12 protein-coding genes and 1 pseudogene are annotated in these 13,254 nt (G+C 30.6%); 2 read left to right on the plus strand and 11 right to left on the minus strand.

The window, feature by feature from the left end:
• The first annotated feature begins 293 nt into the window (after positions 1-293).
• A complete protein-coding gene (locus PZ892_RS16560; protein WP_277711595.1) occupies positions 294-428 on the plus strand; it encodes a hypothetical protein in 135 nt (44 codons plus the stop codon).
• A gap of 203 nt (positions 429-631) precedes the next feature.
• On the plus strand, positions 632-1,111 hold the full coding sequence (locus PZ892_RS16565; RefSeq protein WP_277711596.1) for a hypothetical protein: 480 nt from the start codon (positions 632-634) through the stop codon (positions 1,109-1,111).
• 915 nt (positions 1,112-2,026) lie between these two features.
• Here the strand turns inward: PZ892_RS16565 and PZ892_RS16570 are convergent.
• The 11 genes and pseudogenes from PZ892_RS16570 to PZ892_RS16620 form a co-directional block, all read right to left on the minus strand.
• Positions 2,027-2,311 carry an IS66 family insertion sequence element accessory protein TnpB gene (locus PZ892_RS16570; protein ID WP_182498347.1) on the minus strand — a complete coding sequence of 95 codons (285 nt, stop codon included), beginning with the start codon at positions 2,309-2,311 and terminating at the stop codon, positions 2,027-2,029.
• A gap of 27 nt (positions 2,312-2,338) precedes the next feature.
• Positions 2,339-2,668 (minus strand): annotated as a pseudogene (locus tag PZ892_RS16575) (transposase); the annotation flags it as partial.
• A gap of 241 nt (positions 2,669-2,909) precedes the next feature.
• Positions 2,910-5,306 carry a tyrosine-protein kinase gene (locus PZ892_RS16580; protein WP_277711597.1) on the minus strand — a complete coding sequence of 799 codons (2,397 nt, stop codon included), beginning with the start codon at positions 5,304-5,306 and terminating at the stop codon, positions 2,910-2,912.
• Positions 5,307-5,320: 14 nt separating this feature from the next.
• Positions 5,321-6,079, minus strand: coding sequence for a polysaccharide biosynthesis/export family protein (locus PZ892_RS16585; RefSeq protein ID WP_277711598.1), 759 nt, complete (start codon positions 6,077-6,079; stop codon positions 5,321-5,323).
• Positions 6,080-6,211: 132 nt separating this feature from the next.
• A complete protein-coding gene (locus PZ892_RS16590; RefSeq protein WP_277711599.1) occupies positions 6,212-6,637 on the minus strand; it encodes a WxcM-like domain-containing protein in 426 nt (141 codons plus the stop codon).
• Complete coding sequence (locus PZ892_RS16595) at positions 6,630-7,604, minus strand: UDP-GlcNAc--UDP-phosphate GlcNAc-1-phosphate transferase (RefSeq protein WP_277711600.1); 975 nt, start codon at positions 7,602-7,604, stop codon at positions 6,630-6,632. Before PZ892_RS16595 ends, PZ892_RS16590 begins: the two co-directional genes overlap by 8 nt.
• Positions 7,605-7,607: 3 nt before the next feature.
• On the minus strand, positions 7,608-8,522 hold the full coding sequence (locus tag PZ892_RS16600; protein WP_277711601.1) for an NAD-dependent epimerase/dehydratase family protein: 915 nt from the start codon (positions 8,520-8,522) through the stop codon (positions 7,608-7,610).
• A gap of 3 nt (positions 8,523-8,525) precedes the next feature.
• Positions 8,526-9,647, minus strand: coding sequence for a glycosyltransferase (locus PZ892_RS16605; protein WP_277711602.1), 1,122 nt, complete (start codon positions 9,645-9,647; stop codon positions 8,526-8,528).
• A gap of 11 nt (positions 9,648-9,658) precedes the next feature.
• A complete protein-coding gene (locus tag PZ892_RS16610) occupies positions 9,659-10,981 on the minus strand; it encodes a polysaccharide pyruvyl transferase family protein (protein ID WP_277711603.1) in 1,323 nt (440 codons plus the stop codon).
• A complete protein-coding gene (locus PZ892_RS16615; protein WP_277711604.1) occupies positions 10,982-12,145 on the minus strand; it encodes a glycosyltransferase in 1,164 nt (387 codons plus the stop codon).
• 1 nt (position 12,146) lies between these two features.
• Positions 12,147-13,238 (minus strand): glycosyltransferase, encoded by a 1,092-nt coding sequence (locus PZ892_RS16620; RefSeq protein ID WP_277711606.1) that lies wholly within the window; start codon positions 13,236-13,238, stop codon positions 12,147-12,149.
• Positions 13,239-13,254: the final 16 nt, after the last annotated feature.

Consider the following 13,254-nt stretch of genomic DNA (forward strand, 5'->3'; position numbering starts at 1 on the left):
TAGCCTAGATTTAGATTGTCTAGAAATAAACCTTGTTACTAATCCTAACAATGTAGAAGTGAACCTTTGTTCTTTTTTTAAGGATGACTGGGAAACTGGATAACTAATGGGATTTTGCCTGAAACTACGATTCGAAGGGCCCATTTGTTTCCTGTTGATATGAATGAAAACTATTCCGGTGAACAATAAATGTTCATATACAGAATTGTTTCAGAAAACCAATAATCCGGATCCTGGAACCGCATTTTTGGATTGTTAGCTTGCACGATTGTTATCATTTACAATTTATAATTATGATGATGACACTGAAGCCTGAGGAGAGAAATAAAATCAATGAAACGAGCCTCCAAGCTTTGCACGTGGTGCCGTCAAGAACCCTACAAAATATTGCAGTTCCACAAAGTCTAACAGGAAGCTCGCTCCATTGATATTTTGTAAAGATACATTTTTCAATGGAGAGCGAACCTCATGTCTACTTACGTGGAAAATTGACGGCTTTCGTGCGTAAGTGACATCTATTAGGAAAAATAATATCCTAATTACTCTTGTCGCTTATTAATTGATAACAAAAATAAGAAAAAATAAAGGGATATGGAAATATTTTATCCGAAATACTTAAATAAATATTTAAATGAGTACTTTTTTAGGAAAATACCTTAAAACACTAAAAGTTAGTCAATCAACTATTGCTGACAGAACAGATATTAAACTCTCAAGGTTAAGTGATTTGTGTAATGACTTTCAGTCAAAAATTTATTCGGAAGAATTCTTCAAAATTATTTTTATTGCCCATAACATTGCTAATCTTGAAGAATGTCAATTCAAAACTGCGATTGAAGAAGTATTTCCTTATCGAGAGAAGATTGACTTACTTGACGAGTATAAAAATTTGTCAATTGAAGCTAGGTTTTTTAAAAAATACACCCTGCCACAAAACGAAATAGAAAATAAACTTGGAATAGCAAATGGTAAATTGAGCAAATATTTTTCGGATATTACAAAACGAGCATTAGCCGTTGAAATAATAATGTTTTCTGAAGGATTAGAATTAGATCCACTTTTGGTATTCAAAGATTTATACGCAGACTTAATTCCGACGTTAAAACAATAGGATTCTTGGATTTTGATAGACATAAAAGAAGATTTGATAAAAATATTTAATTACAAATAATTAGTTGTAATTTATTAATGAATCCAAACCTATATTAAATTTGTAAAAACTAGAACTAGTTAAAAATCTGGATAATCTGGTCATGTTGACCCCTTTCTGGCAATATTGACCCTCTGATTTTTGGTTTTCAGGATTGCCTACAAATGGCCTGACAAATTTACTTCTTTTTTCCTAGACTTTCTCCCTCCTTATGGAAAGCTTTCCATAATAAAGGAAATAAAAAAACAAAAAGCACAGAAAATATCACAACAACATTGGGTGCATATACTCCGGAATCAATATCCAAGCATGCCTCAATGTAGTTTTCCTTACCCATTTTGGGTGCATATGCCCCGGAATATGCCTTGGTTCCTAACGAAACCACTTGAATGGGTGCATTGTTCCGGAATTCCAACGGATCTAGACATAAATCGTTTCAAAAACAACCCTTTTTATACTGTTTTTGGGTGTACATCTGCCGGAATGTCTCAGATATAACACCTCATTTAAGTTGGATTATTCACCGGATTTTGGGTGTATATGTGTCGGATTATGCAGATACTTTTTACAACCTGTATCCCTTCAACTATGAGTACCAGATCACTCCAGGACAACTCTCCGTTTTTTACATGGGGTGCTACAAAAGTTCCGCTTTTCCAAACGTTTATAGTATAACACAAAGCCCCCTTTTTCCCAGTGCAGTAGCTTCATGTGCCTGCGGCTACGGTTCAAAAACACGAACACTTCTCCGCTGGTAGCTTGCCGTTTCATAGCAGAGCTGAGCTGACCAGTCCACAGAGGCCATCAAATGATTTCCGCATGTCGCAGAAACCATCATAGAGATAGAAACGATGAGAAGATCCTAGTGAAAACACCTTAGTAAAGATGGATAAGTCTGGAAATCATATTAAGATCTCCACCGGCATTGATTTTAACTCCATTCGGATATACAATTTCAATACGCCCTGAAGGCTGTGGAGCCGGTAGAACTTCCTTGAACCCAGGGTCGCTATTCTGTTCATCACTACGTATGATCCAATAACCCAAAGTGCATACCTTGAGCCCATGAGATAAACAAAAGTCCTTCCGTGTCTGACCACTTCTGCGCCACTGATCCACTAAGGAAAGCATCCGCTCGCGTTTACTTATTGATAAATTCATGCAAGCAAATGTAGAACCTAAAAAACGTTATTTAAATATGTACTTGATAGGCCGGATACCTTTTAGATTCTTATGATTGATCGACATTATGTTTTCGAGCGTATGCTTTAACCACTCAAAAGGATTTACACCAGGCTTTTTACAGATAGCAAAGAAAGAATAGATCATAGCTGCACGCTGAGCAGCCTCATGACTTCCGGCAAATAGGTAGTTTTTGCGGCCGAGCGCTACCGGGCGAATGGCATTCTCGACAAGATTATTATCAATAAGCAGATTTCCATCATTCAGGTATGCTGATAGCGCATCCCATCTGGCATAGGTATAAGCCATTGCTTTTCCGATCTGACTTTTGGGAAGTGTGTATCAGACGTTAAGAACCAACAGTTGATGCCTTTAGAGCTCGTAGAAAAAATTATACTCTTGTTTTTATTAATCAAGTCATTTCATCATAAATAATCATACATAAGAAACAGAAACAAAATTATCCGGACAAAAAATAGACCCTTGAATAATCACTGGTCTAACATTTTATTGGATTACTTAAAAAAAACAATAATAACTTTCAGAAAAAAAAAGAGAGCTTTCGCTCTCCTTTTATCTATTTCTTTTTACTTTTGAACATTTTTCGATATTGCTTTTTCAACTTCGCCCTTAGCGAAACAGAACTCGCATCAACATAGCCATAACCATAGCCATAACCGTAGCCATAACCATATCCTCTTGCGAAGTCAACATCATTTAAGACTACTGCCATATTACGCAATTTACCTTGTTCATATAATTCCTTAGGAACATTTAACAATCGCTTATCAAGATAATTAGCCCGAGTTACATACATCGTTAAATCCGCAAATTCTGAAATTAATAAGGTATCAGTCACCAAACTTACGGGAGCAGTATCTATAATTACAAAATCATAATTTTCACGGCCGTATTCAATCACCTCCTTAAAATGACCATTCATTAATAGTTCAGCTGGATTCGGAGCAATGTAACCAGAATAAATAATATCAAAATCGTATGGGGCTGGTTTTCTAATAATAATATTATCGACCGGCATCTCGGGATTGATCAAATACTGGGTAATACCAATATTAGTATGCTGTAAATGGGATAAGCCTAAATAATCTAATACTTTTGGAGAACGAATATCCGCTCCGATTAATAAGACTCTTTTACCAGACATCGCTAAAATTCTGGAAAGATTAGTCGAAACAAATGATTTACCTTCACCTGAGGTGGTTGAAGTCACAAAAATTACTGCTGAATCCTTCTTTGCTCCCAACATAAAGGCAATATTGGTACGCAAAATTCTAAAAGCTTCTGCCAAGGATGATCTATCATTGTCTTTAACAACCGGATCATCAGAAGCAGGTATTTCCCCCAAAATAGGTGCATTAAATTTCTCCTCAATATCTTTGCGAGAGTGAACCTTGTTATCCATTAAGAACTTTAAATATAAAATTCCAAAAGGTATAAAGAAACCTGCAATTATTGCGCTCAACAATATTATTGATCTTCTAGGTGATACCGGAGTTTTTGATCCATACGCACTATCTATTACCTTCAAAATAGCAGGAGTCGCTGAAGCCTTAATTTCTGTTTCTTCTCTTTTTTGTAATAAAAACAAATATAAAGATTCAACAATTTGTTGTTCTCTGCTAATATCTTTAAATCCACGCTCCTGATTGGGTAATTGATTAAGCTTACCTTCAAATTTATTTTTTTGATTTTCGACGGCATTTACATTGCTTTGCAAAACTTGTCTATAATTATTTAGAGATGTTTTTAAATTAGAGCCTAATTCATTAATATTCTTATTTAAATTTTGAACTATAGGGTTGTCAGGAGTAGCAGATTTTAATAAATCCTCCCGTTCCAGCACCAAATCATTATAACTTTTTATTGTAGTTTGTATGGATTGATCTTGTAATCCGATATTAGTAGGTAATAAAGCTCCTGTAGTTGTATTTACAGATGATACCATCAAATCTGCAAGTCTAAGTTGCGTTTGAAATTCAACCAATTTTCTTTCGTTTTCAGAAGCATTTTGCATATATAATTGAACTTCAGAACTCATATCTATAAGATTATTCTGATCCTTATAATCAGCAACTTTTGAATCTGCAGTTGCTAAATTTTTAGAAATTAAATCCAATCTAGAATCTATGAAAGCAATTGTGGCTTTACTTAACTTGGATTTATCATCAGAAACATCTTTATTATATTGGTCTATTAAAGAATTTAAAATTAATTCGGCTTTGTCAACATTTCCAGAATTCATGGAAAAGCTAACAACATAGGACTGTTTCTCTTTATTTGGAGAAATTTGAACTGATTTCAACAATGCATCAACTGATAAATCAATTGGAAGATAAGATATCGACAATTCCGAATCAAACGATTTTTTCCCTTGAGGTAAAATCATAATATTTCCAATTGGACTTATTGTTTTCTGACCTAAAAAAAATTCTCTAGAGCCATTTTCATCTTCCAAAAAATATTTGTTGCTTTTTTTCCGAATCGAAAAATTATATTTAACAGAATCTAAGGCTAAATTATTCGGCTCCAAAACTACAAGTCTCAATGGGGATTGAGATTCCAATAATTCAGAAGATTTTACATTTCCTTTATTAAGATAGGTGACATTTAATCTATTAATTTCTACAACTTTTTGAAAAATTCTTCTTGATTTCATGACATCAATTTGGTCAGAAACAAAAGCAGAAGTTGGACCACCTATACCTCCTAAACTCGCAAGTTCTGACAATCCTGATAATTCACCAGTGGCTTTACTTTCATCTTGCAATAAAATTTTTGCAGAAATATTGTAAACCTTATTGGTATACCTTAAATAAATAAATGCAAAAATTAAACATAAAATAAAAGAAAGTATAAACCATTTCCAATAATAGGCATATTGTTCAAAATATTGCTTAATATTAACCTCGTGCTCTTTATTATCAGTAGAAACTGTATTTGAAAAATTATCCATGAAAAAAAATTAATTTACCTAACAACAACTGCTACGATAGTAATAATTAAACTTGCAATTGAAACAAAAATTGAGGTATTCTGAGTGTATTTTGACGACTGAATTCTTGCCCCATTTGGCTCTACATAAACTACATCATTTTGCGAAAGGTAATATACAGGTGAATTCAAAGCATTTCTTTTAGTCAGGTCTACCCTATATTCTTCTTTCTTTCCGTTTTGTTCTCTTATTACCATCACATTGTGCCTAACTCCATTAATTGTTAGGTCTCCAGCCATGCCAATTGCTTCTAGTATAGTAATACGATCATTATTAATAGGAAAAGAACCAGGGGATTTTACTTCCCCTAAAACAGTAACACGGAAATTCCTAACCTCCATGCTAATCCCTGGATTAACTATATATTTTGAAATTTGACTTTTTAAAAATTCCATTGCTTGAGTCCTAGTTTTGCCACCTAATTTGACATTTCCTAGTTTTGGAAATTCGATGTTTCCATTAACATCAATAGAATAAGTTGGAATAAACGGATTAGTATTTTGAAGTGTTCCGGAACTATTATATGGAGATATTTGGTTAAATGGCTCAGTGGCTCTAACATCATCGGCAGTGACCGAAATAGCCAAAATATCTCCTGGTTGAAGCTTTGGTGCATTCAACTCATAAGAAGTATTTAATTCGGCAGAATCAGGTTGAAAATATACTAAATCCTTCCTTGATGCGCATGAAGTTAATAAACTAAAAGCAATTAAAAACCCGAGAAATGTTCTCATAAAAAAATAATTATTTGGTCAGATTAAACAAAAACTAGTCCAATTTTACAATAGACCACAAAAATAATGTATTAATCTTAATATTCTAATAATTTAAATATAATACAATACCTTTTGTATAATGATGATTCCTTAAATGGAAAGATTAACAAAATACTCCAATGGATAGGTATAATCGTCAAATGCCGAATGTTCTAAATAATGATCAGCAAAAACAAGTAATTCACTACTATTTTCTAGAGCCTTAAAAGCAGTACCAAAACCCGCGGGAAGATGAATTAGCCTATTATCTCCTGAAGAAATTATGATATTTTCAACATTTAATCTTGGATCAGTATTTTCCCAATTATCTATTTTTACAATACTTAATTTAAAAGATCCTGAAAGAACATAAAACCACCTTTGTTCAATTTTATGGGCTCTCCAACCTCTAATTAACTCTAAATCAGAATTCTTTATTATATAAAATCGTTTAACATCCTTCATATCAAAGTCATTGACAAATCTAATCTGTCCCCTTGAATCTTTGGCAATACCGCCTTGAATAAATTTATACACCTCCACGTTGTTTTAATACAAATTTTTTAATTATCCTATTTTTGATTATTAGATAAAGAAGACTAAAAGTAAAAAGAAGACTAATTGAAAAAATAATCTGGATACTACTACTAAATTGAGTAATCCAAATTACTAATAAACCAATAATCAATTGGATAAATCCATAAATGAAAGAAATAATCAATTTGTTATAACCAGCTTCATTACCTAAATACTGGTACAAATGAGATCTATGGGCTTCAAAAATATTTTCTCTTAATTTTAAACGTCGGAGAATAGTCCAAATAGCATCAATGCCATATACCATTAAAAACAGTATATAAATTACATTACCAGATTTAATAATTAATGAACCTAAACAAAATAATAAAATATATGCAATAGCAACAGATCCTACATCCCCTGCAAAAGTTTTTGCTTTAGTTCTGAAATTAAAAAAAGTAAAAATTAATATGCCAATCATTGAAAAGGCTAAAAGGTTTTGATCAATAAATCCGATAATATTGTTAACCAACATCAATAATAAACCAACGACTAAACTATATAATGCAGTAATTCCATTTATACCATCCATGAAATTGTAAGCATTAATAACTCCAACCACCACTATGAATGTAACAAACAAATAATACCAAGGAAAAGAAAAAACATTTAATTGAAATGCCATTAACAAGACCGCACCAAAATGCACAAACAATCTAATTTTATTAGAAAGTGTCCAAATATCATCCAAAAAAGAGACAGTAGCCATTAAGGTTAATCCTAAAAAAAACCATGGATATTCAAACCCAGAATAAATAAAATATATTACTGCAGCAAAATAAAATATTATTCCTCCACCTCTTAATGTAATATCTTTATGTGAAGATCTTAAATTAGGTTTATCAACAATATTAAAATGATCTGCAACTTTAAAATACAAAAGTTCCAACCCAAATAAAGTCACTAATAATAGTATATAAATCATAAATTAAAATTCTTCATTATTAAAGGACTTAATAGTTATTTCCAATCCTTCCTCAACTGATAACGGAAGTTCTTTAATACCTAGATTACTTTTGATTTTTTGATTAGAAACCACATAAGATTCTGTAAGCTTCTTTAATCTTTCTGAATTTAGAGGTAATGACAGAAAATCACCAATTTGAGCAAATTTCTCAACAATTTTTTTATTTATTTTCCAAATCCTTCTTTTTTTACCAAGAGATTTTGAAATTAATGAGACTAATTCATTTGTAGAAAGCGGAAAATCATCAGAGAAATTATAAATACCTGATTTTAAATCCGATTTTTTCAACATCTCCATAATTAAAAAACTGAGATTATCAATACTCAAAAATGACCGTTTATTAACAAATGCTCCTAATGGCCAAGGAATGTTTTTTCTTACAATATTATATAACAAATTAAGATTTCCTTTATTTCCAGGGCCATGAATCATACAAGGTCTAATAATAAATAATCGCTTTCCAATTGGTAAATTTTTAGATAATAAGTATCGTTCAGCTTCGAATTTCGACTTACCATAAGGAGTTAATGGTTTAGATAAAAAATCTTCAGTTAAGTTCCCATCAATTGTATCAACAACTGCTTTTACTGAACTGAAAAAGAAAAAATCTTTAACATTACTTCTTAAAAAAACATCAAACAATTTAATAGTCAAATCTCGATTGACTATAAAATACTCTTCTGGATTTGAACTATTAGAAGTATCATGAGCCTTTCCAGCCAAATGTATAATGGCATCTGAATCAAAAGAATCATAATATTCATACCACTTAGTATCCCTTAATGAGAGTAATCGAACTTGAATTTTATTTTTGTTTAAATAAGCTTCTAGGTTTTTTCCTACAAAGCCTGTACCTCCTGTCAGAATTACTTCCATATTTTAATTAAATATATCTTTTAAGATAAATTGCCATACAATATTCTGATCAAAGTTTTCCTTTACCCATTTCCGTCCATTCCTCCCGTGGAAGCTTCTTACAGCAGGATTATTAAAATAATAAAGAATTTTCTCCGAAATAGATAGAGCATTTATATTTGCATAAACACCTGTTTCATTCTCAATAATTGAATCTATACAACCTGTAGATTTCGTAGTAATTACAGGCAATTCCATTGCTGAAGCTTCTAATACAACAGTAGGAAAGCCTTCTCTATAAGAAGGCAAAATAAACACATCCATTTCCTTATAAAATGGAACCGTGTCATTTACTAAATCTGTATGTATTATTGAAATATCATTTATTATTTTATCCTTAATCATATCAGGCAATGAGTCTCTTTCTTCATATGGTCCAACTAATAATAATTTGGATTTTGGTATCTTATTTTTCACAAGGTCCCAAGCTTCAATCAATTCTTTTATTCCTTTATCATTTACTAATCTACCAACATAACCAACTACAAAGCTACCTTCTAAACTTAAATCAAAATTAATATCTGTAGGTACTGATTTATCAAACCTATCTAAATTAACTCCGTTGCAAGTTCCTTTGTTTAAAACAATGCTTTTGTCAATTGAATTAATCCTTTCTTTTTCTGAATATTTCTGAACGGAATTACTAACTGATATTATTTTAGTAGAACACCAACTTGTAACTTTTTCGAGACAAACCATCAACGATCTTTTTAATCCAAAAGATGTTTCATACACAATGCCATGCCTAAAATATATTCTATTTTTTACTCCTGTTATTTTCGCAGCCAACATTGATAATAATGCTCCTTTTGGAGTATGTCCAATTACATAATCAAACTTTTCTTTTTTAATAATCTTAATTAACTTAAATAGACTCAAAATATCTGTTAATAAGTCGATTTTTCTCAAAATATCAACAGGGTATCCAGCTATATTATATTTTGAACAGAAATTATTTAATTCTGGTCCAGGCGAACAGGCTATACTAATTTCTATCTCATTTTGTTTTAAGAATAAAATTTGATCACCAAAATAATACGGCAAAACAAATGGAATATTTACAACTTGTAAGGCTTTTTTCTTCATTTAACCTTGGATTAATAAAGAGTTTTAATGTCTTGAATCATTCTTTTCCGACTTTCATCAACTAAACGCATACTTAATCTTAATTTATTTTGAATGTCATCATAATTATTAATTGCAGAATCAAACATTGATTTCAATTTTAAAAAATCTACTTCATGGATCTGGACTACATATTCATTTAAATTAAAATCACCCATAATTCCTTTTGCTTTGTTCCCTCCATAACCGATTGCAATTGATGGAACAATAGAAGTTAAAGAAAAAATAATAGAGTGGAACCTAGTTCCTACAAAAAAATAAAAATTAGAATAAACTGCTTTTAACACGTCACAAGTTAAATTTTCATTAATCCAAACAAGGTTTGAATGTGTAATTCTATTACTAATTTCTCGGATTGCATTTCTATCATCTTCGTGAGAGTTTGGGCCTAAGGATTGATTGCAAAGCGCTACTTTGTAACCTTTGCTTAAGATGTATTCTGTCAGCTCACAAACAGAATCAATATATTTTTTATATAATTGTTCAGGATTCTTTAAGCCAGGGAAACGCCATGGACGAATTGTTATTCCAACAATCCTATCATTTTTATTTAGATTATATTTTAATAAAATATTTTCAGCTGTTTCCTGATTTCCTTTTTGTAAGAAAAAACCTAAATCCATTTCAAGAGGTATCTCTTTTTCTAACAATTTACTCAAACTTTCTGCGGAAACGTGTTCCCGAGCATAGACCAAATCCATTTTATTAAATACAGTTTTGACTTGCTTTTTCACGGTTAAGCCATCAAAAGGACCATAAGAATTCGGAAAAAAAACTACCTTTTTATTCAATTTCAAAGCTAACCGAACATAGAATAAAAAGTACCACATCAAATAGGGTGCTGTTCTTTCGCCATATGCATGAATAAATCCTCCACCTTTTACAAAAATCGCGTCTGATTCAGAGAACTCTTTAACAGTATCATAAATTTTACGGGAAAATAACTTTTTAACCAAGTTAAGGTCATTGCATACCTCTAACAACAACTTAGTTGTTAGAAAATCAAAACCTGCGTTCTTTACTTGTTTAAACAATTCAATCTTTGATTCCTTAATATGCTCTTCATTATTATGTTTTCCCCTTCGAGGATGTTGTAAGATGTTTTCAATCATTTTATATCCATGATCCATTGATTGTTTACATAGTAAATTTCTTTCTTCTGGAGTATCTCCAGAATTTAATATTAATATTTCCTTAAATAAACCAGTATCTTGAACTAATCTATGACTTTCCCATACTAAAGCCTGATCACCTTTATTTAAATCTGTTACTCCAGGTACAATAATTGCCTTCATCTAATTTTTTATTTTATCTTTTATTTTATTAAAAAAAGTGTTTCTTCTTGCGTTAATTTTTTCAAAAGAATATTCTTTTGATTTGTTAAAATTAATCACACTCATACTAATCAATTCGTTTATGTTATTAATATTGTCCGAAATTAAATTTCCTAATTTCATATAATCTTTAGAATTATAGGTCTTATTAGATTGAATTAGTTCTGGAATCCCGCCAACATTAGTAGCAATAACTGGACAACCTCTGGACATAGCTTCAATTACTCCTCTAGGTAACCCCTCTGTTAAAGATGGTTGAAAATAAATATCTAATCCATCAAGGAAATTATACATATCATCTTTATTATTTATTCTTCCTCTTAGAATTACTTTTCCTAACAATTTATATTTAACGATTAAAGTATTTATCCAATCTTGCTTGCCTCCTCCAACAATATGCAATTCAAATGGATCAGGAATAGTACTTAAAGCCTTAAATAAATATTCGTATCCTTTATATGGAATTTCAACATTTCCAATCATTCCAAATATCTTTTTTGTTGTTGATCTCTTTAAAAAGTTAATATGATTTTGCAAAACAGATATAGGAAAATCCTCTATTATTACATTTGAAGCATTTATTTGATCGTTTTGATTCGGATATTTCCTTTGTAAATATTCTTTTGTAACATACACTACTGCATTTGCAGATTTTATGGCCTTCTTATTTTTATTAGCGTTAATTGGAGCTAATAACTTACTTAAAGCACCTCCATAATACCATAAACTATCAAAAGCACAACCAACAACTTCAACAAAATATTTTTTACCTAATGTCACACAAATCTCAGCAGCCATAACTCCAATACTTGACGGAAGCCTAATTACAATATATTTCGAATTTTGAATATAAAGCGTCAATTTTTCCCTTATTTCTCTTCGATATTTATAATAATCTATTCCACCTTTAATCTGCATGAATAAATCAAATGAAACTTGTTGACATGAAGAACTTTTATGTTTATGATTATTATCATCTAAACTTATGCCTCTTCCAATAACTGTTAAATCCCCGAAATTATCAGTAAACCTTGACCAAATGGAAGAATCTAATGTTCCAGATGTAAATACATTATTATTTTTATCCACGAAAAAAGGATGGTCGTTAATAAATACAATACTCATTTTATAATTCTAAATAAAACTGTTCAAATTGATTTTTAGCATTAAATTTTGCTATTGCCCATTCTTTTAAATCATCATAATTTTCTCTTTGCAAATAAAAATTTGAAATTTTTTCAACAGCACCGTCTATATCTAGCGGATTTAACAATTCTTTATGAAAATATTGTGGGACGGACTCTTTGATTGGTTCAATATTGGAAGCAATAATAGGCAAACCTTTAACCATTGCCTCTAAGAGTGCATTAGGTTGTCCTTCAGTGAGGGAGGGAAAATAATAACAATTCATGGTATTTAGAAAAGCTGGAATATCCTCCCTATTTTCAAACAGTAGGACCCTGTTTTCTATTCCTTTTTCTATAATAAATTTGTTTAAATTTTTTTTGACTCCATTTCCACAAAAAATAAAATAAATATCAGGATATTTATTAACTAATTTGTTTGCAACTTCAAGGATGGTTTTATGATTTTTTGCGGGATTAAATCTACCTGTATGACCTACAACAAAAGCATTAGAAGGAATATTAAATTCTGCTCTTAAATTCATTTTTACTGAATTAATCTTCTTAGAGTTAACTCCATTATAAATTACAGAAAATTTGGAATTATTTTTGGAAATTTCTGGAAAATAATAGCTAAACCCTGCATTTGAGTTAGCTAATATTCTAGTAGAGCTTCTATAAGTTAAGCCTTTAATCCAATTATTATATAAACTTTTCAAAAACGATTTATTAAATCTATCTGAAGAGTTTCTATAAAAAACAATCCGCTTTTCAATGTTATTCCTTTTCGCTAAATACAGAATTAAACCAGAAAAATTACCAGTAAAATCACAAACAGCAGAAAAAGAATTATTTTTAAAAAAATTATCAATAAATTTTAAATCTCGAATTGAAAAATTTCCAACTTTATGTTTTACTATTTGTAAATTTTTAAAACGTAAATATTGAGTTTCCAGTTGCCCACCGATACCACTTTTACAAAATATTATAATATTATCAAATCTTAAATGAGTTTCTTCAATGAAACGTAATAAATAATTCTCGATTCCACCACTTTGTAAACTTGTAACAAAAAAAATTACATTCTTCCCCATTATTTTTTTTTATTGC

The organism is Sphingobacterium sp. WM, assembly GCF_029542465.1.
GTDB lineage: Bacteria > Bacteroidota > Bacteroidia > Sphingobacteriales > Sphingobacteriaceae > Sphingobacterium > Sphingobacterium cellulitidis.